Here is a 25,014-nt window from a genome sequence, read left to right on the forward strand (position 1 = left end):
AGTCGCCATTATTGCCTGTATAAGAAAGCTCGTAGTGATCATAAATTCGATGGTGAGAGATGGTGTCATGTGGAACCCTAAAATGGTTTAACATTAGGAATTGACACCATAGTCACTTGTTAGGTGAGTTGACTTAGAATCATTTTTTGCACCTAGTCCAAGAGCCAAGCCTAAACCTATTCGGTTAGAAAGCCGTTGAAATAGTAGGTTTTCTAAGTCGGCTTCAAGATTAAATGTAGCTTGTTGTGCACTAATTAAGTCATTTAAGCCAACCAAACCTGATCGATACTTTTTTTGATACTGTTTTAAATCTATTTGAGAGTGCGCTAACGCACTTTGAATGAAGTCGTGTCGTTGGGAGAGGGCTTTTTCTTGTCCTAAACGGTTTTCAACTTCGGTTACTGCATTGAGTAAATTCTCACGATAGGCTTGATATGATTGTGCTGTTTTCAATTCTGCTGTTTTTATATTGGATTTAAGTTGACCTTTTTGAAATAACGGTAGAGTTAATTGGCTCAATAAAGACCATATTGGAGACGCAAATAGAGCATCTCTTAACGACTCGGCAGAATCATTTAGGCTTGCTTGAAGGCTAAAAGAAGGTAATAGAGCTTTATAAGCAACCTTGGTATTTAAGTCATTGGCTTTAATGGATAAAAAAGCGGCTTTTAAATCCGGCCTGTTTTGTAGGTTTTGTTCTGTTAATGTGCTTAAAGGAAACAGCACATCAGGATACCCTGCAACAAAGTTGCTTTCTAATTCAAGTAGAGCGTCATGGTTATTTTGACCTAGATATGTGGCAAGTGATCTTTTGGTAATGGCAAGGTTTTCTTGATCGTTTATTAGTGTGGATTTAACTTTTTCGGTCGCTATCCTTGCTGTGTTGATGTCTTCTAAGTTACCTAGACCGTTGCGAAATTTATTTAAAATTAAAGACTCATTTTTTTCTAATAAAGCGAGCAGTTGAGTATTAATGTTAAGCATTTTAGTTTGATGAATGAATTGCAACCAATTTTGCATGATACGAGCAGTGAGGCTGTCTTTAGTTGCTTGTAAAAAAGCAAAGCTTTGTAAATATAAAGTGTCTTCGACTTGTTGGTCTAACGCTAATTCTTGCCACAAATCTGCTTCCCATCGAACACTTGCACTGGCCGTGAAGTTAGTGATCTGCTTTTTTGTTCTGGTTGCACCAACGCTCGCATTTACAGTAGGTAAGTGATTATTTTTTGATACATTGCTTTTCTCTGCTTGAATTTCAAACGCTAATAAATCTTGCAAAACTTTAGGATTGTTTTTTAAGGCTATGTCGATCAGATTGTTCAGTTTTGGAACATTCATTAAATCGCTTAAATAAATCGGTTGAGATTGCTGATTGTTTGACTGTGTTGATAGCTCGTTCCATTGACGTTGGTTTTCTATGAGAGTTTGTCTGTCTAAATTTGCTTGTGTTGTAAAACCACTTTTAGGCGAAGTGCTGCACGCAGAAAGAACCAGTGTAGAAATGGCTATTGTAATAGACCACCTAATAATGTATTTCATATTGGTGTTCTCAGGCGGTTCAAACGAATCTGGGCACGTGGGAGTTGAGCGCTTCTTATTAATAATGTAATACCTCAATAATAAATAGAGAGTGTAATGTATTTTTACATGACCTATGCATTCTTTATGTTTATTCGGTGTGATATTTTTCATTTCAACCTTGAACTCAAAAACAATAAAAAATATTTGTTACCAAAACAATAAAAAATGCATTCATAGACTATATTAATCGCTATTCATTCTTAAGAACTTGATAGGAAATTAAAAACAGAAAAGGAGGGTAGAAATCAAGGCTGATTGTCCCAGCCCCGAATAAAAATGGCCTCTGTCGTGGCATATTCTAATGAGTTCATTTGTTGTTAGCTCGCAAGATCCGGCTGTTTTTAGTAGTGGAATATAGGGTGTTAAGGTTGGCATATTCCCGAGAGGATGGAAGTGCTTACAATAGCGGATAAAAAGCCCTGTACTTGAATAGATACAAGGTCTTAGATGATTACTGCTAAGACCGTTTTCAATAGCTAAAAGACACTTTTTCATTTAACTCAATTTGAACGTCATTTTTTGTAATGTTTGTTAAATTTAATTCTTGCCTTTTGTAAAGTGCTGTCATATATCTATTACTCACCTGCCTTTATTGAAAACAACATCGTATTTAAGTGTATGGAGTAAGTATATTTTTCAATGAGGGATGTAAAGACAAAGATTGCAGATTATAATGCCTGAAATAGTTTTTACAGAATGCATTCAAGTCATAAAAACGGGTTGCTGAGAAGCATTCCCATAAAGAGGTCGTAATGGACGAAAAGTTACAGAAAGTATTAGCACGAGCTGGTCAGGGTTCCCGACGTGAAATGGAAACTCGAATTAGAGAAGGTCGTGTTCAAGTCAATGGTGAAATCGCTACGCTTGGCGATCGTGTTAAGGTTTCAGATGAAATTTTAATGGATAATTATCCGGTTAAATTATCTGAAGCAGGCGAAAGCCGTCGAGTCATTATCTATAACAAACCTGAAGGTGAAGTGTGTACACGTAAAGATCCTGAAGGCCGTCCTACCGTATTTGATCGTTTGCCCAAACTCCGAGGAGAGCGATGGATTGCTGTTGGACGATTAGACATAAATACATCTGGTTTGCTTTTATTTACAACGGATGGTGAATTAGCAAATCGATTGATGCATCCATCTACAGAAATAGATCGCGAATATTTAGTTCGAGTCATGGGCGAAATCACAGATGAAAACATCAAAAACCTCAAAAAAGGCGTTTTTCTAGAAGACGGTATGGCGAAGTTTACCGATATTGTTGATGGTGGTGGTGAAGGGATCAATCGTTGGTTCTATGTTTGTTTGATGGAAGGCCGTAACCGGGAAGTCCGTCGTATGTGGGAATCTCAAGGTGCAAAAGTTAATCGTTTAAAGCGCGTTAGGTTTGGTCCGGTATTCTTACCTTCTAAGGCAAAAGTCGGTCGTTTTGTAGAAATGGATGAAGTTGAAGTAAATGCTTTATGTTCTCTTGTTAGCTTACCTGTGAAACCTGTTTCGGCAAAAACAACACAAGAGAAAAAAGACGCCAAACGCCAATCATCTAAAACAAGTGTTAAAAAGCGCCCAAAAGGGTTTGATTGGCAAACGTCTGATAGACCTGAATTCAAACCTAAAAAATCTGGAAAGCGCACATTCCGTTAGTGCATAAATAGAGCTGAGTGCTTTGGAGGATACTGAAACATGATTCGTTGGTTTTTGGCGCTTATTATTGCGCTGTTTGTTGGTTTTTTATTTTATGTTGATTTAAATAACGACAGACCTGAAAATTTAGGTGTGACAGATGGGCTTTTAATGCCTTGTCCAGCGTCACCAAATTGTGTTTCTTCACAAGCGCTTGAATCTGATGAGATGCATTATGTGGAATCTATTATTTACAAACAATCGGCTCTTGAGACACAACTTTTGTTAGAGCAATACTTCTTAAACCAAGGGGATGCTCGTATTGTTTCTAGTGAGTTAGGCTACTTTTATGTCGAAATTAAAAGTTCGTTTTTTGGCTATATTGATGATGTAGAACTTTATTGGCCTGAGGCTGACAGTGTTTTTCATATTCGTTCAGCATCAAGAGTCGGCTATTCGGATATGAATGTGAATAGAGATCGTGTTCTTAAAATGAAAGAGTACCTTTCTACTTTTGAAAAGTGAACTTATACGTTTATTTTAAGAAATTTATAAAGAGGATATTAAATGACAGTAAATAGCACTCAATCAATTCTTATAGTAGAAGATGATGAACGTTTGGCTTTGTTAACAAAAGAGTATCTACAAAAGAACGGCTTTATTGTTGAAATTGAATCTGATGGCCAGCGTGCTATCAGCCGTATAATAGAAACGAAACCTGACCTTGTCATTCTTGACTTGATGTTACCTGGGGCGGATGGCTTTACCGTATGTCGTAGTATTCGAGAGGAATACAAATCTCCGATTTTAATGCTAACCGCAAGAAGTGATGATGTAGATCAAATCTTAGGCTTAGAAATAGGTGCTGATGATTATGTTTCTAAACCTGTAAAACCAGGGGTCTTATTAGCACGTATCCAGTCTTTGTTGCGTCGAAGTACTCAAGATGTGGATGCTAATATTTCTGCTTCAGCATCTGGTAAAGTCAGTCAAACGTTGACGTTTGGCCCTTTAGAAATCGATAACTCGAGGCGTGAGGCTTGGGTTTCTGGTGACGAAATTGATTTAACCAGTGCGGAACTCGATCTTTTATGGCTACTAGCAAGTAATGCTGGCCGTATTTTGAGCCGTGAAGAAATTTTTGGTGAATTACGAGGAATAGAATATGACGGTCAAGATCGATCTGTTGATGTTCGTATTTCAAGGATACGATCCAAAATAGGAGATGATCCAATACACCCTAGAAAAATCAAAACCATTCGAAGTAAAGGTTATCTTTTTGTAAAAGAGGCCTAATATCGATGAGCAATGGTTGCTGGCAACTTTACCGAAATCTCATATTAGGCGGGTTAGCGCTTGTGGTTTTTAGTTTTGTTGTTATCCACTTTGTGCAATCAAACTACTTGTTTTCTCGTTCAAGTAGTTTGAAGTGTTCCGATGTTGAACTAAGCGCTTTGAATATCATGCTCGGAGAAAGCGTTTCTGCCTCCCATCATCAATGGATCACAAATAACATAGAGCCCCCTCTCACGATTGAACAATCCCTTAATGTGTTAAAGAACAATGTCGTTAGTGTGAGTCAATTGGTCGATGATGAAGTCGCTTTTTATCATGATGGGGGGGTTTTATTTTCAGGCATTTTTTCGGACTCAACAGCGTTCTACTCGATAGAGTTACTACTAAGGCAATTTCTAGAGTCTTCTTTATATAATATGGATGAGAAAAAACAACTACTAGATTCTTTAGTATGTATCAACGTAGATTACATTGAAAACCCTCGCAATGTGATGGAGGGATTGCAGTCTATGCACTCAAGTTCTGGAAGCGATTTTTTCGTGTGGAGCCAAAAAAATCACCCTCAACTGGCAATTGGTATTCCTTGCTATACTGGATGGAGTTTAACCTTTTTGGTAACAGGGGTTGTTGCGATCACCATACTGTTGATGTTGTTATTAATTTGGAAAGAGTTCCTCGGTTTAGAAATAAAAAGGAAAACGTTTGAAAAATTCACAAAGCAGATTGCAAGAGGCGAAGTTTCTCTGCCTGAAAATATCTCAGATAGTGATGGTACTTTAGAAGAGCTAGCTGATTCTTTCGATTCAATGTCCTCGCATATACAACGACTGCTTAAAGTTCAAAGAGAGATGATTAATGCTATTTCTCATGAGTTAAGGACTCCTATTGCAAGATTAAGATTTGGCCTTGAATCACTGAAAGATGATGTGTCTGATGATGTATCTGTGATTATCGATTGGCTTGAAGGCGATGTCGAAGAGTTAAACACATTGGTTGATGAGGTGCTTACCTACGGTAAATTGGAAGAAGGTGCATTAGCGCTTCACTTTACTAAGGTTGATATGGCGCATGTCATGTCTTCCATCGTAGAAAATAATGAAGCGCTGCTGTCTGGGGTTGATATTCAAATAGAGATTGATTTAGAGACTAGTATTGTACTGGCTGACTCTCATCATTTACCTAGAGCGCTACAAAATTTGATATTGAATGCATCAAAATACGCGAAAAGCAGTGTGAAAGTTAGCTTTTTTAGTTGTCCTGAATCTTGGCGAGTAGACATTGAAGATGATGGCCCTGGTATTGCGATTGAGGACAGAGATAAGGTGTTTATACCTTTTCAAAGACTGGATAACAGTCGTACTCGTGCTTCAGGCGGGTATGGTCTTGGTCTGGCAATAGTCCAAAAAATTGCATTTTGGCACGGTGGTGCAGTACTCATCGATGATAGTCCATTAGGTGGTGCTAAATTTAGTTTTATATGGTCAAGGAATTACCATAAAAAAGATGTGAGTTAGAGTGAGGACAATTAAACAGAACTTATTTCTAACTTTTCATCTAGTGATAAGTTCTGTCAGTACAGTGGGAAATTTATAAGTCCGGAGATAAAATTCCTTTGAGGTTTTTAAAGCAAGTTTGTGATGCTGTGCTGATTAGGTCTTGAATAAAAGGACTGCCTTTTTGATCTTTTCTAATAGCGATATAAAGCTTGCACCAAATTCCTTCTTCCCCAAGGGATTTTGTGATCACATATTGCCTGTTTGTGTATTCTGTTAAAGCCCAATTAGGTAAACAGCACACACCTCGGCCACTTGCAACTAACTGCATCATCATTAGTGTTAACTCACAATGACGAATTTTTACTGGTTGAATGCCTGCTGGATCTAAAAAGTGTCTAAAAATATCTAAACGTTCAGATTCAATTGGATATGTGATAAGTATTTCGTTTTTTAAGTCTTGCGGTTCTATAAACTCTTTTTGAGCAAGCTTATGGTGACGAGAGACTGCTATTTGAGACTCATACTGGAAGAGAGGTATGTATTCAATGTTGACTATTTCAATTGGATCTGAAGTGACAACAAGGTCAAGGTCTCCTCGTGCCAAGGCTGGTAGAGGCATAAAGCTGAATGCTGTTGATAAATCCAATTCAACATCAGGCCAGTGTTCCCTAAAATGGTCTATGGTTGGCATTAGCCATTCATAGCAACTATGGCACTCGATGGCTATGTGTAATCGACCGCTTTCTCCTTCTGCAAATCTTTGTATGTCTCTTCGAGCACTTCTAAATGATGGAATGACATCGTCAGCAAGTTGCAATAAGCGTAAACCCGCACTGGTAAAACGTACTGGCTTTGTTTTTCGTATAAAGAGTGGGCAGCCTAACTTTTCTTCTAAGTCTTTTAGCTGATGAGATAGGGCGGATTGAGTCAAGTGAACTCGATCTGCTGCTTCTACAAGGCTACCTGTTTCACGAAGGGCCGTTAAGGTTTTTAAATGTCTAACTTCAATAAGGCTCATGGAGGGGTCTTATGTAAAAAGGCAATCATCACCGCATTGAACTAAGTGGCAAAACGGTGATATAGATATCCAGTATTAAAATGAAAATTTCAACATAAAAGGAATTCAAGTAATGCTTTTTGAGCATGCAAGCGGTTTTCCGCTTCATCCCACACAACCGAGTCCGGATGATCAATGACGTCGGTCGTTACTTCTTCTCCTCGATGTGCCGGTAAGCAGTGCATAAATAAAGCATCTTGGTTTGCCAATGACATTAATGCTTTGTTAACTTGAAAAGAATGGAAATCCTGCAAGCGTTTTTCCTGCTCGTCTTCTTGCCCCATAGATGCAAATACATCAGTGACAACTAGATCGGCATTTTTTACTGCATCCTGAGCATTGTTTAATACTGCAACTCTATGTGCATACTTATCGACTAATTGTTGATTCGGCTCGTAACCAACTGGACAGGCAATAACTAAGTTAAAGTTGAGTAGCTCCGCTGCATTTATATAGGAGTGGCACATATTATTACCATCACCAACCCAGACTACTTTTTTGCCTTCAATGCTGCCTCTATGCTCTTGATAGGTTTGCATATCTGCAAGCAGTTGGCATGGGTGAAAATCATCTGTTAATGCATTAATAACTGGTACAGAGGAGTTTGCTGCAAAAGCTGCAATCTTTGAATGCTCAAATGTCCGTATCATTACCGCATCAACCATGCTTGAAATAACTCGAGCACTGTCTTCGATCGGTTCTCCTCGGCCTAGCTGAGAGTCTCTCGAAGATAAGAAAATTGCGTGTCCGCCAAATTGAGCCATACCCGCCTCAAAAGATACACGTGTGCGTGTAGAGGACTTTTCAAAAATCATGGCTAAAACACGGTTTTTTAATGGTTGATACTGAGTTCCTTCACGATGCATTTTTTTGAGTTCAGACGCTCTAGTCAAAACCTGCTTTAATTCATCAGAAGAAAGATCCATTAATGTTAAAAAATGCCTTGGCGACACATGAGGCTCCTAGTAGGTATTATTTAAAAGGGAATCGGCCAATGTAATATACTGGAGGAGGTTAGTAAAGTGTGTAAAGTAATCAAAAACCTAATATAGTGCTTGTATTCTAGTGCTAGAACCCATATAAACTCCATCAAAGCACTGTGTGATGTTATTAAGTTAGATAGACTGAATAGTCAGTTTTTCGAGTGATGTCATTAATAATGATTATGAATAAGGGGGTTCTGCGTGAGCACACTTGATACAATTAAAGAACAAATAGACAACAATCCTATCCTTTTGTACATGAAAGGAACACCTAGATCTCCTCAGTGCGGCTTTTCTGCTCAAACTGTGCAAGCACTGATGTCTTGTGGAGAGCGTTTCGCGTTTGTTAATATTTTAGAAAACCCTGATATTCGTACAGAGCTACCTAAATTTGCAAATTGGCCAACATTTCCGCAATTATGGATTAAAGGTGAGCTAGTTGGCGGCTGTGATATTGTGGTGGAAATGGCTGGAAATGGCGAGCTTCAAACTCTAATTACTGATTCAGTTGCTGCATCAGACGACTAAGAGTCGTTGTCGATAAAGCGAATGTGAAAACGGTAATAGGCAATCTATATTGCCTTTATAAATATTCTTAATCGCCTGAACGTTTGTTTTTCACTATATAATAGTTAGGTAACAATTTATATTTTTAGTTATTTTTAACTTATAATTTTAAAAACGGAGAACCTTAGAATGACAATTTTAGTTGGCAAGCAAGCACCTGATTTCACAGTTCCAGCGGTATTAGCTGATGGTCAAATAGTTGATTCTTTCAACTTAGCTGAAACAATTAAAGGGAAATACGCAATTGTTTTCTTTTACCCGCTAGATTTTACTTTCGTTTGTCCTTCCGAAATTATTGCTATGTCACATCGTATGGAGCAATTTCGTAAACTAGGTGTTGAAGTGGTAGGTGTTTCTATTGATTCACATTTTACTCACAATGCGTGGAGAAATACGCCTGTAAATGAGGGGGGTATTGGTGCTGTAGAATATACATTAGCTGCTGATATGGATCATGCCATTGCTAAAGCTTATGGAATAGAGGCGCAAGAAGGTGATTCTTATTATCCAGCTGGTGTTGCAATGCGTGCTTCATTTGTAATCGATCAGAAGGGTGTCGTTCGTTCTCAAGTTGTTAATGATGAGCCTATTGGTCGTAATATGGACGAATTGGTACGTGTAGTAGAAGCGCTACAATTCTTTGAAGAAAACGGTCAAGTGTGTCCAGCAGGCTGGAATAAAGGCGATAAAGGTATGGTTAATACACCAGAAGGTGTTGCATCTTACTTGTCTGAAAGCAGTGATGAGCTGTAAATAGTTTCGATATGTATAAAAAACCGCTAATGTTTTAGCGGTTTTTTTTGGCCTGCCTTTTATGCTCTTTTTTATATATTTCTGAGTTCAAGTTCGTAGTGCAACACTTTTTATTTTAAGCAGCTAAACACATCGGCTTAAAGATAACGGCTGGCTGCTTGAATCCTAAACACGTCCTTGGACGATTGTTTATTCGTCTCATAGCGAAGTGTTATCAACAATGGAAATCTGATCCAGTTGTATAACCATAGAGTCTTTTGAGAGACTCTATGGTCATAAAAGAAGAGCTTATGAAAATTTAGATTTTGCATCAATAAGGTAAATCTCAAAAAGCCATTGCTAAAGAACTTGGCATTTCCCGTAACATGGTAAAACAATATTTGGAGCAGAAAACAGACAGGCCAATCTCCCTAAAGCGAAAAAGTCTATACAGGATACGTTTCAACCTTTTCTTCACTCTTGTATCGCTCAAGCTAAGACCAGACATTTATCAGCCGTTGCTCTATTGAGAGGCATAAAGGCTTTGGGTTGCAAAGGCAGTTTATCTTTATCACGGCAGTACTTACATTAGTATCAAGAAAGTAAACCAAGCTCTGAAGTGGTTCGTTTCGAAACAGAAGTCGGGCAGCAAATGTAAGCAGACTGAGGCCGTACCATGCAACGAGCTGTTCAAGCTCTAAGGTTATTGACCATTGATGAAGTTGGCTATCTATCATTTACTACTAACGAAGCAAAATTGTTGTTGGATGTTGTGGCCAAGCGCTATGAAAAAGAGAGCGCGAAGTATGTGTTCATGTGCATGTTGAGTGGAAGCTTGCATGAGCCGTATACGAGATCCGTGCGTACGGTTCTGTGAGAAGGATGAGACGGCAACGCTTCATCCCTTTCGATGTAGGAATTCATTTATAAAACAAAGGACTAAAGCTTGTTCTATGGCTACCGTTCCCAATAACTTTCTTCAAGACTGTCCTCTTTTTCGGGTAAGCCTTTTGACAGTCGAGGGGCGTTTTGTGCAAGGATTTCGTAACTGACTCGATTTGAATATTTACAAATTTGAGCAAATGAAGAGTAAGCCAAATAGTTGATCCTATGCTTACTAGACTGTGGGACGACTTCTTTATGGAAGTTATTTGCCGCAATGTCATGCAGTAAAGCAGACAGAGCACCATCCCCAGCACCATTGGTGTTTTTGATTTTTTCCGGGCCTCCCATATAAGGGTCAATGTGGGAAAATACTTTAATAGGGTTATCGCATTCTTTTCTAGCAATAGGGCGGCTAAATTCGTATTTATTAAAATCTTCTAAAGAACCTGATTTTATTGGATTCGATGTTTCACGTTTGGCGTTGTTATCAGCATAACCACATAGATATAAACCAGTAGGGCCTGCTGTTAATAGAACCATATCCACGTATTCTAATGCAGCATTGGCCGCAAGTAATGGGTCTGAGTGTCCGGTTAGGGCTTCTGCTTCCAGTTCATTCATCGCTAAAATATCAACGTATTGATTGATTATATCCATTAATTGATCATGATTTTCAGTAACCAGATGTTGAGTGCCCAAAGACATGACTACTGGAATGTGGTGTTTTTGAGCGTATTGCAATGATTGAGTTAGAGCTTTCTGGATGGGTTTTCTATGATGCCTAATTGGGTAAGCGCAAGTGACAAAAGCAGACGCTCCTGCAATAATGTCTTCAGGGATGTGATCTTCATTTAACTCGTCCATGTCCCCTGGAGCAATGGCAAACGTCCGTTCGCCATCTGGCGTAATAAGTGTAATGCCTCGACCAATGTCTCCTACTACCCCTTGTAAGTGGTTCATGTCTACTTTGCTGCTGGTATGACAAATATAATGGTAGGCTGGAGAACCTAATTTTATGTTGGAAGACATCACGCCGAGCAATACGGATTTATCATCCGCTAAGACAGAGTAATTATGCAATGTATTACCAATGGTCCCACCAGCAAAGTGATCTGAAATGCAGCCTTTTTCTACCAGCCCGCTATAAATGTTTGTAGCGGTTTGATGATCAACTAAGTTTGATAACCCTTTGGTGATATTATAACGTTCTAAAAAATCATCACCTACACTTGCAACGACATCCACAATGGTTTCATCTAAACCAACGATGTAGGTGTCTTTATCTGGCCGAACCTCGGAAAGCGGTAAGATAGGCTTTGCTTGTGAAACGGGAAAATAATGCTTTAGTTTTCTTCGGCCGGGAAATTTCATTGATTGATGGCGCCCATTAAAAATAGAATGGAATATTTTATCAAAGTATTGATTACTACAAACAGTAAGATGTTATAAAAAGTGAAATTTATGAACGAAATTCAGCTTGATCGTTACAGTCGACAAATATTATTGGCCAATTTTGATTATATAGGACAGCAAAAACTGCTGGATGCTCGTGTATTGATGGTCGGTGTTGGTGGGCTCGGCAATATAGCCGCTTCATATTTGGTTGCGGCTGGAGTGGGTCATCTTGTTTTAGTGGATGATGATGTGGTTGAAAACAGCAATTTGCAGCGTCAAGTTCTTTTTAAAGAAAGGAATGTAGGGCAGAAAAAAGTGCATGCAGCAAAGCAACAGCTCGAAGCGCTGAACTCATCGACTCATATAGAGGTTATTGATACAAGGTTGTCTGAAGCGGCGTTGTCTAAGCAAATTGAGAAAGTAGGTCTGGTGATGGATTGCACCGATAACTTCACGATTCGTCAACAAATTAATCAACTTTGTTACTCTCATAAAACGCCGTTAGTGAGTGCGGCTGCGATTCGCTGGGAAGGGCAAATTATCAGTTTTCGATTTGACCAAGCATTGTCTCCTTGCTATCAGTGTTTGTACCCTAATCTTTCTTCAGAAGCATTAAGTTGCAGTCAATCAGGCATTATTAGCCCTGTTGTAGGCAGCATTGGTGTATTGCAATCATTGGAGGCACTAAAAATATTAAGTGAATGTGGGCAGGTAGCACATGGATTATTAAAACTGTTTGATGGTTTTAGTGGGCAATGGCGAGAGTTAAAGTTGACCTCTGACCCCGCATGTAAGGTTTGCCAAGAGCATTGATTCTTTATAGTTAGCCCCTATTTATTCCATAGAAATAATTCGTCCTGTTTTTGACTACTTTTTGATACAATGCGCATCAAATAGGAAAGCCAGCAAGTTGTACTTTCTGATCCATTTAATAATTTAGGAGTGATGTAAATGAGCGAAGTTAAACACGCTAAGCTAATGATTCTTGGTTCTGGTCCTGCGGGTTACACGGCCGCAGTTTATGCCGCTCGTGCAAATTTGAACCCTGTGATGATTACAGGTATGCAAATGGGCGGGCAGTTGACAACAACTACGGACGTGGATAACTGGCCAGGTGATGACCAAGGCGTTCAAGGCCCTGAACTAATGGAGCGTATGCGCAAGCATGCTGAGCGTTTTGAAACGGAAGTTCTTTTTGATCATATCCATAAAGTGGATTTAGAAAACCGTCCTTTTCGTCTTGAAGGTGACAAGGTATATACATGCGATGCTTTGATTATTACGACAGGTGCCAGCGCTCAATATTTAGGCATGGAAAGTGAAGCTAAATACATGGGGCAAGGTGTTTCAGCTTGCGCGACATGTGATGGTTTCTTCTATCGAAATCAAGATGTTGTGGTTGTTGGTGGCGGTAATACAGCGGTTGAAGAAGCGCTGTATTTATCAAATATTGCTAAAACAGTCACAGTTATTCACCGTCGTGATACGTTTCGTTCTGAGAAAATTTTGTCCGATAAATTGCTAGAAAAAGCTGAAAAAGGCAATGTGAAAATAGAGTGGTTTACTGAGCTTGATGAAGTCTTAGGTGATGATGCAGGTGTGACAGGTGTTCGTGTTAAAAATAATAAAACGGGTGAATTAAAAGAGATTGACGCAGCAGGTTTATTTATCGCTATTGGTCACAAACCGAATACGGATATCTTTGAAGGTCAATTAACCATGAAAGATGGCTACATTAAAATTCAGTCAGGATTGGAAGGCAATGCAACACAAACAAACATACCGGGTGTGTTTGCAGCAGGTGATGTTTGTGATCATATTTACCGTCAAGCGGTTACTTCTGCGGGTACAGGTTGTATGGCTGCGTTAGATGCGGAGCGTTTTCTAGATTCTATGGAATAAAGTGTTGTAGAAAATAAAAGATAAAAAACCTCGTATAACGAGGTTTTTTTGTATGAGAAAAATCTTATTGAGCGTTGTAAACTTCGATACCTTCAACAATAATGGCTTTTGCTGCTGCTGCGTCTGCCCATCCTTCAACTTTCACCCACTTGTTTTTTTCAAGTGTTTTGTAGTTTTCAAAGAAATGCTCAATTTGATTACGCAACAACTCAGGAACGTCGTTTACGTCTTGAACGTCAGAATAAATTGTCGTTAGCTTGTCATGCGGGACTGCAAGCAATTTTGCGTCTGTGCCAGCTTCGTCTGTCATGTTTAACACAGCAACTGGACGGCAACGAATTACCGAACCTTGGACAACTGGGTAAGGTGTCATAACAAGTACGTCTACTGCATCGCCATCATCAGCTAGCGTATTATTGATGTAACCGTAGTTTGCAGGGTAAAACATAGGTGCAGCCATGAAGCGGTCGACTAAAAGAGCGTCCATGTCTTTATCAATTTCATATTTTACAGGTGAACTTTGCGCTGGGATCTCGATGGTTACATAGATGTCGTTTGGCGCGTCTTTGCCTGCAGGAATATTTGAATAGCTCATTATTTTTCTTCCAATGGTTTAAAAATTTAACGCATTATAAAAGCACATTGAAGCCGATGCTAGGTAGTTGAGTTTATAGTTTGAAGATATTATGCATTTTTTCTTAAGAAAGAGTGCAAAAAAGTACCTAGAAACGACTTAACTTATTGCTTTCTTTCTAGATTTAGCTAGTCTTAGAGTATGATCAAAATTTAGGCGTGAGGATTGAGATGACAAAATCAGAGTTGATAGAGTTGCTTATTGATCAGCAGTCACACCTTCCTGTGAAGGACGTGGAGTTAGCGGTTAAAGCAATACTGGAGCATATGTCTGAGGCGTTAGCGGATGGTGAGAGAATCGAGATACGCGGTTTCGGTAGTTTTTCCTTACATTATCGAGCGCCACGAATCGGTCGTAATCCTAAAACAGGCGATTCTGTTGAATTGGATGCGAAATACGTTCCTCACTTTAAACCAGGTAAAGAATTACGAGAGTTAGTAAATGATCCGAATGCAGATCTGACAGAACTCAACTAAATTTACCTTTTACCTCGAATTTTTAAGCTGATCGCGGCATAATGACCTCATTAATTTTGTGGTGGGTCTTCTCATGTTAAAGTGGTTATACCGTATTATTGGTGCAGTAATTCTTTTTACCTTACTTGTCATTGGTGTTTTTTTTGCTGTTCGCAACCCTCAGCTAATTCGCCTTGATTTTGTTGTTTGGCAATCTCCTGAATTTAGCATCGCTCTCTATTTAATTTTAGCTTTTGCTCTAGGGGCTATTGTTGCTCTGGTTGCTAGCTCTGTTGTTATATTACGATCTGACAGGAATGTTCGACTACTTAAAAAACGCCTTGCAAAAACTCAAACGGAATTGGATGACATTCGTAAAGACTCAATTACTAAAGACCTTGATGTGAGCGAGGAGTAATGGATTGATTGATGTTGGCTTATTTGCTGTTCTTTTTATCGCCTTGGCCCTTGGCTGGCTTTTGGGCAAACGCAAGCCAAAAGAAGCAAAAAAAGTTACAGATAAGGGAATACCGAAAGATTATTTCAGAGGGCTGAATCATTTATTAAATGACCAGCATTCTGAAGCGATTGATGCTTTTGTCGACTCTTTACACGTCAATTCTGAAACCTTTGAGATACATCTTACAATTGGTAATTTGTTTCGTAAAAAAGGTGAAATTCAAAAAGCCATTAATGTTCATCAAAACCTTCTTTCCCGACCAGAAATTTCTCCAAGAGAAATGCGTTTAGTGCAACTTGAACTTGCCAGCGACTTTATGTCCGCCGGCCTGTTGGATAGAGCAGAACGCTTGTTATTAAACATTGCTGGATCTAATACAGAATTACAGCCAATGATATTAACATTGTTGGTTGATTTGTATGAGTTTGAACAAAGTTGGGATAAAGCCATTCAGATAGGTTCTCAGCTGAATATCATTAAAAACAATGAAAAAGTATCTAAACGACTTGCGCATTATCATTGTGAAATTGCTCAATCAATGCTTGATAAAGAGCAATTTCAAAAAGCGTATGAACATTATATTTCAGCGCTAGATATTGATGCGAAGTGTGTTCGAGCCGGCATTGGTTCCGCTGAGATATTGATTGAACAGCAACGCTTTAGAGAGGCGATAAAAGACTTAAAGCAAATCGCCACTCAGGATAAAGAATTTATTCCTGTTATTTTGCCTCAACTGAAAGGGTGTTATGACAAAGTGTGGAACTCTGGGGGCTATTTAAAGTTTTTAATGGAGCAAAATAAATTAAGGCCTTCTGCGTCTTTAATGATGGAAATAGCTCAACATTATGCGCGTGATGATCTCCATTACGCTGAAACCTTTCTTATTGAACAGTTACGATTGCACCCTACGATTAAAGGCTTTAAAGAATTAATTCGTATGCAGCTAGATGCGTCTCAGGGGAAGAGCAGTGAGCATCTTCAAGTTATTTTTGAATTGATTGAGCATTTAGCCCAAGTGAAACACAAATACTTATGCCGGCAATGTGGCTTCTCCGGCCATCAATTGCACTGGCAATGTCCGAGTTGTAAAAATTGGGGAACAGTGAAGCCTATTCATGGATTGGAAGGCGAGTAATCAAGTCGGTTTATCCGCTTAAATAGTTATACAGTTAAAAACCACCTTTATAAAATCAGAGGAAACATAATGTCCTGCCAGTCTCCCATCGTTGTTGCATTAGATTACCCTACATTAGAAGATGCAATGAAAATGGCACAACGTCTTGATCCATCCCAGTGCCGAGTGAAAGTTGGAAAAGAATTGTTTACTCGTGTTGGTCCTGCAATTTTAGACGACTTACACAAATTAGGATTCGACATTTTTCTTGATCTAAAATTCCATGATATACCGAATACTGTTGCCAATGCTGTATCAGTAGCTGCTCGCTCCGGTGTTTGGATGGTGAATGTCCATGCTTCCGGTGGACGTAAAATGATGGAAGCATCGGCGAATGCATTGCAAGCGATTCAAGGTGCAAATACTTTACTTATTGCTGTAACCGTTCTGACCAGTATGGATCAGCAAGATTTAAGTGAAATAGGCATGGATTTTTCACCACAGGAGCACGTTCAGAGGTTGGCGAGATTGGCCCAATATGCCGGTATGGATGGGGTTGTGTGTTCAGCTCAAGAGTCCTCCATATTGTCAAAAGAGCTGGGTAAAGACTTTTGTTTGGTCACTCCAGGAATTCGACCTGTAGGCAGTGCTCAAGGCGATCAAAAACGTATTATGACACCTGCTGAAGCAATGCAAGCTGGTAGTCATTATTTAGTAATGGGTAGGCCTATTACGCAAGCGACTGACCCTATTAGTGTTCTACGCAGTGTAAACTCGGAATTGGGTGTGATAGCGTAAACAGCGTACTTCCAAAATGAATGATAGGGCTTGTTTCACTGGTGAAACTTCCCTATGATTCATAAACGACTTACAAGGAGTAAGTTGTTTTATCGTTTTTATTTTCCTTTGTGACAGCTTTTTAATGGGGCTTTTTCAATAAGGTGAATAAGGGCAATCTAATGTAAGATAAAAGGAGTTTATCTATGAGTATCCTAGAACTAAAATCAGTATTTCAGCAATTTGCAGTAAAAACATGTCGTTTGGGCGTTTTGATCCTATCTTTGTTTTTCTTAAATGTTCATGCCGTATCCCCTTTAGATATTAATTCAGCAACCGTTGAACAATTTGCTGCTGTTTTGTCTGGTGTGGGGGAGGCTAAAGCAAAATCAATTGTCGCGTTTCGAGATCAGAATGGGCGCTTTGAAACAGTAGAAGAACTCATAAAAGTAAAAGGCATCGGCAGAGCGTTATTGAATAAAAATAGAACTTTTATTACCGTGAACGATGAGCAAAATACTGTCATTAATACAGGCAATCAACCAACAGACTCATAACCGCTTCAAACGGGGTCTTTTCTCTGGAAAACAATAGGGCTTAAAAGATAAGAAGGTTATAAGAAACAGTAAAACTAAGGAAAATAAAATAATAGGAACTTGGAAGAGCTGATGGATGCTTTTCTTTGTTCTTATTATTTTTACAAATAGACGCTTAATGGGTCAAAGATTGAATTGCTTGTTACAAGTTTTTAACCACGTAATCGCGGGTAGCCATTTTTCGATATTATTCATAAACGTTCAGTCTTAATATCAATCGCGATCATCATTAAACAAGGTTGATCGGGGTTTTAATATAAGCGACGCCGTTTTCTTCTGCTGTCGGCATGTTGCCAGCTCTCATGTTGATTTGAACAGAAGGCCAAATTAATTTAGGCATGGAAAGTGAGGCATCTTTTTGTGTCCTCATTGTGCAAAATGTGTCTTTATCTATGCTTTGATTAATATGAAGATTAGTTTGTTTTTGTTCTGCGACGGTCGATTCCCACGCAAATACGTCCCTGTTTGCGGCTTTATAGTCATGACAAGTGAATAGGCGTGTGGTGTCAGGTAAGGACAATATTTTTTGAATGGATTGATACAATGTAGCGGCATCGCCTCCTGGGAAGTCGCAACGAGCCGTGCCAAAATCAGGCATAAATAAGGTATCGCCAACAAAACACGCGTCGCCGATAACATAAGACACGCAAGCTGGTGTATGCCCCGGTGTGTGAAGAATCGAAAAGGCTAAATCTCCAATGGGTAATGTGTCTCCTTCTGTGACCAATACATCGAATTGTGAACCATCTCGTAAAAAACCGTTTTCTGCATTCAATAAATCCCCAAAAGTGGTTAGAACGTTTTGTTTTTAAAAGAGAAAAAAGAGAACTTTTTGTTGTATAGAGAGTTCAAAAGACATGTTCTCAAGGGGGAGGCGACACTTTTTCACTGTTTAAAAAGACAGTATTCTAGTAAATTTTTTGTTAAGCTTATTTCATTGTCAAATTTATTTATTAGGAAGCTACTGTGTCTAACGAGTTCAATCTTGTCTCTTCTTACTCTCCTGCTGGTGATCAACCTGCTGCCATTAAAAAATTAGTAAGTGGTGTTGAATCTGGTTTAGCGCATCAGACGTTATTGGGAGTAACAGGCTCTGGTAAAACCTATACGATCGCCAATGTGATCTCTCAGGTGAAACGACCAACCATTGTAATGGCGCATAATAAAACCCTTGCAGCCCAGCTGTATGGGGAGTTCAAAGAATTTTTCCCTCACAATGCGGTGGAATACTTTGTGTCTTATTATGACTACTATCAACCTGAAGCATATGTTGCCGCATCGGATACTTTTATTGAAAAAGATGCATCGGTAAACGAGCATATAGAGCAAATGCGTTTATCTGCAACCAAAGCCCTATTAGAAAGAGAAGACGTTATTATTGTTGCGACGGTCTCGGCCATTTATGGGCTGGGTGACCCTGAATCCTATTTAAAAATGATGCTGCATTTGGATCGTGGGGAGCGCATTGACCAGCGAGACATATTGCGTCGCCTTGCTGAATTGCAATATGTGCGTAATGATATGGTGTTCGAGCGGGGTAACTTTCGAGTGAGAGGAGACGTAATTGAAGTATTCCCTGCGGACTCTGAAGACACAGCGGTTCGTATTGAATTGTTTGATGATGAGATTGAACAGCTTTCTTACATTGACCCTCTGACCAACAAAACACTGCGTAAAGTGCCTCGTATTACTGTCTATCCTAAAACCCACTACGTGACTCCAAGAGAGACGATTATTGAGGCAGTAGAGCGTATTAAGGTGGAGTTAGACGAGAGATTGGCACAGTTAAAATCGCTCGACAAATTGGTTGAATTACAACGATTAGAACAACGAACTCGATACGATCTTGAGATGATGCAAGAGTTAGGTTATTGCTCTGGCATTGAAAATTATTCTCGCTATCTATCTGGTCGACCAGAAGGTTCTCCACCACCGACATTGTTTGATTACCTTCCTGATAACGCCTTACTGGTCGTTGACGAATCCCATGTGACGGTGCCTCAACTGGGTGCCATGTACAAAGGCGATCGTTCCCGTAAAGAGAATTTAGTCGAATACGGCTTTCGTTTGCCATCCGCTCTGGATAATCGACCGATGCGTTTCGAAGAGTGGCAACAAATGAAGCCTCAAACCATCTTAGTGTCTGCTACCCCTGGAAAATATGAGGAAGAACATCAAGATTGGGTTGTAGAGCAGATAGCGAGACCAACTGGGCTAGTGGACCCTGAAATAGAAATACGCCCAGTCGCAACTCAAGTTGATGACCTCCTTTCAGAAATTAATCTAAGATTGCCGAAAAAAGAACGCGTATTGGTAACAACCTTAACAAAACGCATGGCGGAGGATTTAACCGATTATTTGCATGAACACGGTATTCAAGTGCGTTACTTGCATTCAGGCGTTGACACCGTAGAGCGGGTCGAAATCATTCGAGACCTAAGGTTGGGTGAATTTGATGTGCTGGTTGGCATTAACTTATTAAGGGAAGGTTTAGACATTCCTGAGGTCAGTTTGGTGGCTATTTTGGATGCCGATAAAGAAGGCTTTTTGCGCTCGGATCGCTCTTTAATCCAAACCATTGGGCGTGCTGCCCGGAATTTGAATGGTCGTGCTATTCTTTATGGAGACCGTATTACCGGCTCAATGGAGAGGGCGATTAACGAAACCAATCGTCGCCGAGAAGTGCAGGTAGCGTTCAACGTAGAGCATAATATTACGCCTAAAGGCATTTCTAAGTCGGTTGAAGATATTATGGAAGGGGCCTACAACCCTGGTGCGGGTAAAGGACGCAGTCAGAAAACCAAAAAAGTGGCTGAGATAGAAGCAGATTATAAAGTTGAAACAATGGACGATGTATCCGATGTTCGTAAAGTCATATTAACCTTAGAAAAAGAAATGGTACTTGCATCCGAAGAGCTTAAATTCGAATTGGCAGCGGGTTATCGAGATCAAATCCGCCAATTACAGAAAAAACTGAAAGATGTAGGCGCATTTTAACCTGTATCTTTTGCAAACACGTTATTTGCAACACATACTATTAACGAGTGTTATTTAATTAACGTGATCAGAGGTCATTTATGCCTAGTGAAGAAAGCCAAACGAAAGGTCGACTAACTACACGTACCGTTGCAATGCCGTCCGATACCAATCCAGCAGGTGACATCTTCGGAGGATGGGTTATGTCACAAATGGATATTGCGGCAGGGATTTGTGCTGGCCAACGTGCTCAAACACGAGTGGTAACGGTAGAAATTGACCGAATGAGTTTTATTCGTCCTGTGAAAGTAGGGGACATCTTAGGGGTTTATACACACGTACACTCTATAGGTAGAACCTCTATGCAGATAGGCGTAGAAGCATGGGTAAGGCGGGGCCGGATCGGCACTCGTGAAAAAGTCACCGAAGGCATTTTCAAATTTGTCGCGCTCGGGGAAGATGGCAAATCCACTCCAGTGCCATCTGAAGATGAGTTGCCAGATTATGCATTAGAAAATATGGGATTCTAGAAGGTTTGTTGGATTTGAATGATTACTTTTTTCCGAAAGTATCACTTTGGTTACCTAGGGAAGGTGCGAATAAGTCCTCTTGCCTCAGCATGTGGATAAAAGCCGGCTATTCGAGGCGAGTATTGAATGTGAATAGCTGGCCTATTTTCGAGATACTCAACAAAGAATACTGGCGTTTGACCATGCCCTGCGGGTCTTTCAGAGAAAACGCCACATTTCGTTACGACTCTTTGAAAGGTGTTAACATTTCTGCAGAATCGCACCTTCCCTAGTGTAATGGACTTAAACGAAACGACAAGAAATGTGATTAATTTGATTATTTGAGTTAATCATAAAGAGACACACGGTAAATAAGTCTAATAAATTCAAAATGTTTAAAAAAAGGAAAACAGGGCTTGCCAACCTAAAAACTATGCGTATAATTTGCAGCACAAAGTTTATAGGACTATAGCTCAGTTGGTTAGAGCGCATCCTTGACATGGATGAGGTCGGCAGTTCGAATCTGCCTAGCCCTACCAAAATAAAGCAATAAAAACAAGGGCTTACATTGATTTGTAAGCTCTTTTTTTGTGTTTTTCATTTCGAATACATTGCTGACGTTTCCTATTCTCAAACAATACCATGCCTTTAAAAATCACCTGTTACTGACTCGTCGTCGAATGAAATCTGGCCGTGTGATCGCACTCTATAAAGTCAAATATGCCATTTCTAAAAGTGGCTCAAGCCTTAATTTCCGGATGGTATGAAAAAGAGGGTTAGATTTAACGATCAGTGGAGAGATATCCATAAGATACGTACTCAAACTTTGACTAGGAGACATTTGTGTTCAGTCAAAACTTACACCATGAGGATCAGTTCCAATTGCAGTCTGGAGGTGATTACTGCCTTTAACCAAGCCCAACCAGAGGCCAAGTCAGAACCCTCCCAAACCGAATTCCAGACGACAAGCCCAAACTCATTTTATTCTTCATATCTCTCATAAGAATAATAAGGTTTGCTGTGCTTTTATGTGTTTCATTTTCAAAATCAATAACCACGTCGTGAAATTTCGTAATTGATGCCTGTCTTTAAAAAAATCATGATGAATCATGAGCAAAAACAATAATTAAAAACAGATTAGAGGTACGGCTATGAGTGATTTTTTTGATACGGTTCCGTTTGTAAAATACGAGGGAGTGGATTCTACGAACCCGTTTGCGTTTAAACATTATGATGCAAACAAGGTGCTGATGGGTAAAACTATGGCTGAACACTTAAGAATGGCCGCGTGTTACTGGCATAATTTTTGTTGGCAAGGCAGTGATGTCTTCGGGAGTAATACCTTTGAACGACCTTGGTATCGCGCGGATTCTGAAATGGCATCGGCAAAAATGAAAGCCGATGCGGCGTTTGAGTTTTTCACTAAATTGGGTATTTCGTATTACAGCTTCCACGATGTGGATGTGAGCCCTGAAGGTAAGTCGATTAAAGAGTACATCAATAACTTCTCCGAAATGGTCGATGTGCTGCAAGCTAAGCAAGACGCAACAGGGATGAAATTATTATGGGGAACGGCCAATGCCTTCTCTAATCCGAGATACATGTCTGGCGCGGCGTCTAATCCGAACCCTGAAATCTTTGCTTATGCAGCGACTCAAGTATTCCATGCTATGAACGCAACCCATGTATTAAAAGGTGAAAACTACGTATTATGGGGAGGTCGAGAAGGCTATGAAACCTTATTAAATACCGACCTAAAGCGTGAACGTGCTCAACTGGGTCGCTTTATGCAGATGGTCGTAGAGCATAAATATAAAATTGGTTTTAAAGGCACATTATTGATTGAACCAAAACCCGCTGAACCGACCAAACATCAATACGATTACGATACGGCAACGGTATTTGGTTTCTTAAAAGAGTTCGGTCTTGAGAAAGAGATCAAAGTGAATATTGAAGCAAACCACGCTACGTTGGCTGGACACAGCTTCCATCATGAAATTGCGACAGCTTGTTCGTTAGGTATTTTGGGCTCTGTAGACGCCAACCAAGGCGATGCGCAATTAGGTTGGGATACAGATCAATACCCAACCAGTGTGGAAGAGTACACCTTAGTGACGTATGAAATTCTAAAATCGGGTGGCTTCCAAAGCGGCGGTTATATGTTTGATACCAAATTGCGTCGTCAATCTACCGACCTTGAAGATTTATTCCATGGTCACATTGGTGCGATGGATACGCTGGCATTGTCTTTAGAGCGAGCGGTTAAGATGATCGAAGGTGAGGCACTGGCCAAGTATGTGGATCAGCGTTACGCAAAATGGAACGACACACTAGGTCAGACGATTTTGTCTGGAGAGCAGTCAATTGAAGGGTTAGCTGCGTACGTAGCAAAGAATAATCTTGACCCGCAACCTGTTTCTGGTCAGCAGGAAATGTTAGAAAATATGGTGAATGGTTACATCTACCGTTAATTTTGACAGCGTCATTATGCAATGGATGGGTTTCATTAATACGTTTCATTAATGAATCTCATTGGGTTGCATAAAAACAGATAAATTAAAAGGGCGATTGTCTGTGTGACATCGCCCTTTTTAAGGTTTTTAATTGATCATTGAATTTAAGATTTAGCTTCTTTCGTTATTTTCTGTTTTTAGTCGGGAAGACACTCTATATTCCCCTGGTGTCATGCCTAGGTTTTTACGCATGACGGTGTACATGTATTGCACCGACGGGTAGCCGCAAATGCGGGCAATTTCATCAAACGCTAAACTGGTGGAGGTGACCAACTCGCAAGATCGGTGGAATTTGGTCATGTGCAGTTGTTCATGCATTGAGCAGCCCACTTCTTCTATAAAACGCGTTTCTAAGTTGCTTCTCGAAATGCCAACACTGTCCACCACTTGACCAACCTTGATGCCTCTGCAAGCATTGTGACGAATGTAATGCATGGCTTGAATTACATAAGGGTCACGCAGAGCACGATAATCCGATGATTGTCTTTCTTCTACCCCAATAGGATCAACCACAACCAAGGAGTTTTCAACAGGGTAGCCTAACAGCATCCGGTGTAATATTTTGGCGGCTTCATAACCCATTTGTTTGCTGCCTTGGGTCACCGAAGATAAGGCGGTGCGATTTAAATAACGCGCCATGCTTTCATTGTCTATGCCGATCACTGCCACTTCTTCTGGTACCAGAATATTGAGATGATCACAGGCCTGCAATAAATGGCGGGCACGAGAATCGGTCACGGCGATAATGCCAATGGGTTTGGGTAGGTTTTGTAACCAGCTTTCTAAATTCTGTTGAGCGGTTTCCCAAAGTTCAGCCGTGGTACATAGCCCTTGATTGACATGAGGGTGATAACCATCGGAACTGACGTATTCTATGAAAGCGTGTTCTCTTTCCATTGACCAACGGCTGTGGTCACTGTTGGGCATTCCATAAAAAGCGAACTGTGGTAGTCCTTTGCGTTTTAGATGTTCGTAGGCAAGTTTCACCAAAGCGGCATTGTCGGTGGCAACATAGGGCAGGCGAGGGTAGTCCTCTTTGTGCTGATACGACCCACCAATAGCAACCATCGGAATGTCCGTCGATCTTAAAATGGCCTCTACTTCAGGGTTATCCAGATCGGCAATGATGCCGTCACCTTTCCAACTTTTAAGACTGCCTAATCGGTAGCGGAAATCGTCTTCGAAGTAGATGTCCCAATCGCATTGAGCGGCTTGCAGATATTCTCCGATGCCTTTGACTATTTGTCGATCGTAGACCTTGTTGGCATTGAAAACTAAGTTAAGTCGATAGCGTTTTTCAAACATACGAAACCATCTCGAATTTTTGTTTTTAGTGGTGTCTTTTTAATATCATCACCTTGAAGGGATTTTGAGTGTTAAGCAAGAATAAACGGTAATAACCTATTTTTTTAGAGCAAGGCGAACGACCACAAGACTTTTTTGTAGACTGAAGCACTGTGGTCG

The 25,014-nt window shown here is 40.0% G+C and carries 23 protein-coding genes, 1 tRNA gene and 1 pseudogene; 18 read left to right on the forward strand and 7 right to left on the reverse strand.

The window, feature by feature from the left end; translation table 11 throughout:
- Window positions 1–93: 93 nt before the first annotated feature.
- Window positions 94–1,539 carry a TolC family protein gene (locus tag ACMUMJ_RS14510; RefSeq protein WP_414679574.1) on the reverse strand — a complete coding sequence of 482 codons (1,446 nt, stop codon included), beginning with the start codon at window positions 1,537–1,539 and terminating at the stop codon, window positions 94–96.
- Window positions 1,540–2,333: 794 nt separating this feature from the next.
- On the opposite strand from ACMUMJ_RS14510, the gene rluB reads away from it, so the two are divergent.
- Genes rluB through ACMUMJ_RS14530 form a run of 4 tightly spaced genes read left to right on the forward strand, consistent with a single transcriptional unit; the run spans window position 2,334 to window position 6,013 of the window.
- A complete protein-coding gene (gene rluB / locus ACMUMJ_RS14515; protein WP_414679575.1) occupies window positions 2,334–3,224 on the forward strand; it encodes a 23S rRNA pseudouridine(2605) synthase RluB in 891 nt (296 codons plus the stop codon).
- Between the two features lie 39 nt (window positions 3,225–3,263).
- The gene (locus ACMUMJ_RS14520) at window positions 3,264–3,728 is read left to right on the forward strand and encodes a DUF1499 domain-containing protein (RefSeq protein ID WP_414679576.1); all 465 of its coding nucleotides are present in this window, start codon (window positions 3,264–3,266) and stop codon (window positions 3,726–3,728) included.
- 42 nt (window positions 3,729–3,770) lie between these two features.
- The gene (locus ACMUMJ_RS14525; RefSeq protein WP_414679577.1) at window positions 3,771–4,499 is read left to right on the forward strand and encodes a response regulator; all 729 of its coding nucleotides are present in this window, start codon (window positions 3,771–3,773) and stop codon (window positions 4,497–4,499) included.
- A gap of 5 nt (window positions 4,500–4,504) precedes the next feature.
- Window positions 4,505–6,013, forward strand: a complete 1,509-nt coding sequence (locus ACMUMJ_RS14530; RefSeq protein WP_414679578.1) for an ATP-binding protein — start codon at window positions 4,505–4,507, stop codon at window positions 6,011–6,013.
- A gap of 73 nt (window positions 6,014–6,086) precedes the next feature.
- Here the strand turns inward: ACMUMJ_RS14530 and ACMUMJ_RS14535 are convergent, their stop codons facing one another.
- Together ACMUMJ_RS14535 and argF are read right to left on the reverse strand one after the other, a co-directional pair.
- Window positions 6,087–7,013, reverse strand: coding sequence for a LysR family transcriptional regulator (locus ACMUMJ_RS14535; RefSeq protein ID WP_414679579.1), 927 nt, complete (start codon window positions 7,011–7,013; stop codon window positions 6,087–6,089).
- 89 nt (window positions 7,014–7,102) lie between these two features.
- Entirely contained in the window at window positions 7,103–8,005 is a 903-nt protein-coding gene (gene argF, locus ACMUMJ_RS14540; RefSeq protein ID WP_414679580.1) for an ornithine carbamoyltransferase, read from the reverse strand.
- A 231-nt stretch (window positions 8,006–8,236) separates the two neighbouring features.
- Here argF and grxD point away from each other — a divergent pair, with 231 nt between their 5' ends.
- From grxD to ACMUMJ_RS14555, 3 genes are all read left to right on the forward strand, one after another.
- Window positions 8,237–8,563, forward strand: coding sequence for a Grx4 family monothiol glutaredoxin (gene grxD, locus ACMUMJ_RS14545; RefSeq protein WP_414679581.1), 327 nt, complete (start codon window positions 8,237–8,239; stop codon window positions 8,561–8,563).
- Between the two features lie 168 nt (window positions 8,564–8,731).
- Window positions 8,732–9,355: a peroxiredoxin gene (locus tag ACMUMJ_RS14550; RefSeq protein ID WP_414679582.1), complete on the forward strand. Its 624-nt coding sequence runs from the start codon at window positions 8,732–8,734 to the stop codon at window positions 9,353–9,355.
- A 655-nt stretch (window positions 9,356–10,010) separates the two neighbouring features.
- Window positions 10,011–10,211: an ATP-binding protein gene (locus tag ACMUMJ_RS14555; RefSeq protein WP_414679583.1), complete on the forward strand. Its 201-nt coding sequence runs from the start codon at window positions 10,011–10,013 to the stop codon at window positions 10,209–10,211.
- An 80-nt stretch (window positions 10,212–10,291) separates the two neighbouring features.
- On the opposite strand, the gene ACMUMJ_RS14560 is transcribed toward ACMUMJ_RS14555, so the two are convergent.
- Entirely contained in the window at window positions 10,292–11,590 is a 1,299-nt protein-coding gene (locus tag ACMUMJ_RS14560) for an inosine/guanosine kinase (RefSeq protein WP_414679584.1), read from the reverse strand.
- A 90-nt stretch (window positions 11,591–11,680) separates the two neighbouring features.
- On the opposite strand from ACMUMJ_RS14560, the gene ACMUMJ_RS14565 reads away from it, so the two are divergent.
- Together ACMUMJ_RS14565 and trxB are read left to right on the forward strand one after the other, a co-directional pair.
- The gene (locus ACMUMJ_RS14565) at window positions 11,681–12,427 is read left to right on the forward strand and encodes a HesA/MoeB/ThiF family protein (protein ID WP_414679585.1); all 747 of its coding nucleotides are present in this window, start codon (window positions 11,681–11,683) and stop codon (window positions 12,425–12,427) included.
- 138 nt (window positions 12,428–12,565) lie between these two features.
- A complete protein-coding gene (gene trxB, locus ACMUMJ_RS14570) occupies window positions 12,566–13,516 on the forward strand; it encodes a thioredoxin-disulfide reductase (protein ID WP_414679586.1) in 951 nt (316 codons plus the stop codon).
- 64 nt (window positions 13,517–13,580) lie between these two features.
- Here the strand turns inward: trxB and ppa are convergent, their stop codons facing one another.
- Window positions 13,581–14,111: an inorganic diphosphatase gene (ppa, locus tag ACMUMJ_RS14575; protein WP_414679587.1), complete on the reverse strand. Its 531-nt coding sequence runs from the start codon at window positions 14,109–14,111 to the stop codon at window positions 13,581–13,583.
- Window positions 14,112–14,320: 209 nt separating this feature from the next.
- Between ppa and ihfB the strand changes: the two genes are divergently transcribed.
- From ihfB to ACMUMJ_RS14600, 5 genes are all read left to right on the forward strand, one after another.
- A complete protein-coding gene (gene ihfB, locus ACMUMJ_RS14580; protein ID WP_414679588.1) occupies window positions 14,321–14,626 on the forward strand; it encodes an integration host factor subunit beta in 306 nt (101 codons plus the stop codon).
- 73 nt (window positions 14,627–14,699) lie between these two features.
- Window positions 14,700–15,023, forward strand: coding sequence for a LapA family protein (locus tag ACMUMJ_RS14585; RefSeq protein WP_414679589.1), 324 nt, complete (start codon window positions 14,700–14,702; stop codon window positions 15,021–15,023).
- Between the two features lie 4 nt (window positions 15,024–15,027).
- Window positions 15,028–16,200, forward strand: coding sequence for a lipopolysaccharide assembly protein LapB (gene lapB, locus ACMUMJ_RS14590; RefSeq protein WP_414679590.1), 1,173 nt, complete (start codon window positions 15,028–15,030; stop codon window positions 16,198–16,200).
- Window positions 16,201–16,269: 69 nt separating this feature from the next.
- Window positions 16,270–16,977 (forward strand): orotidine-5'-phosphate decarboxylase, encoded by a 708-nt coding sequence (gene pyrF / locus ACMUMJ_RS14595; protein WP_414679591.1) that lies wholly within the window; start codon window positions 16,270–16,272, stop codon window positions 16,975–16,977.
- 185 nt (window positions 16,978–17,162) lie between these two features.
- A complete protein-coding gene (locus tag ACMUMJ_RS14600) occupies window positions 17,163–17,513 on the forward strand; it encodes a ComEA family DNA-binding protein (protein WP_414679592.1) in 351 nt (116 codons plus the stop codon).
- A gap of 268 nt (window positions 17,514–17,781) precedes the next feature.
- Here the strand turns inward: ACMUMJ_RS14600 and ACMUMJ_RS14605 are convergent.
- Window positions 17,782–18,351 (reverse strand): annotated as a pseudogene (locus ACMUMJ_RS14605) (MBL fold metallo-hydrolase); the annotation flags it as partial.
- A 167-nt stretch (window positions 18,352–18,518) separates the two neighbouring features.
- On the opposite strand from ACMUMJ_RS14605, the gene uvrB reads away from it, so the two are divergent.
- The 4 genes from uvrB (at window position 18,519) to xylA (ending at window position 23,508) form a co-directional block, all read left to right on the forward strand.
- Window positions 18,519–20,549, forward strand: a complete 2,031-nt coding sequence (gene uvrB / locus ACMUMJ_RS14610; protein ID WP_414679593.1) for an excinuclease ABC subunit UvrB — start codon at window positions 18,519–18,521, stop codon at window positions 20,547–20,549.
- Window positions 20,550–20,629: 80 nt separating this feature from the next.
- Window positions 20,630–21,058 carry an acyl-CoA thioesterase gene (locus ACMUMJ_RS14615; protein WP_414679594.1) on the forward strand — a complete coding sequence of 143 codons (429 nt, stop codon included), beginning with the start codon at window positions 20,630–20,632 and terminating at the stop codon, window positions 21,056–21,058.
- 441 nt (window positions 21,059–21,499) lie between these two features.
- Window positions 21,500–21,576: transfer RNA gene (locus ACMUMJ_RS14620), tRNA-Val, on the forward strand.
- A gap of 612 nt (window positions 21,577–22,188) precedes the next feature.
- A complete protein-coding gene (gene xylA / locus ACMUMJ_RS14625) occupies window positions 22,189–23,508 on the forward strand; it encodes a xylose isomerase (protein WP_414679595.1) in 1,320 nt (439 codons plus the stop codon).
- Window positions 23,509–23,661: 153 nt separating this feature from the next.
- Here the strand turns inward: xylA and ACMUMJ_RS14630 are convergent, their stop codons facing one another.
- Window positions 23,662–24,855: a XylR family transcriptional regulator gene (locus ACMUMJ_RS14630; protein WP_414679596.1), complete on the reverse strand. Its 1,194-nt coding sequence runs from the start codon at window positions 24,853–24,855 to the stop codon at window positions 23,662–23,664.
- Between the last annotated feature and the right edge of the window lie 159 nt (window positions 24,856–25,014).

Source organism: Marinomonas phycocola (assembly GCF_047525455.1).
GTDB lineage: Bacteria > Pseudomonadota > Gammaproteobacteria > Pseudomonadales > Marinomonadaceae > Marinomonas.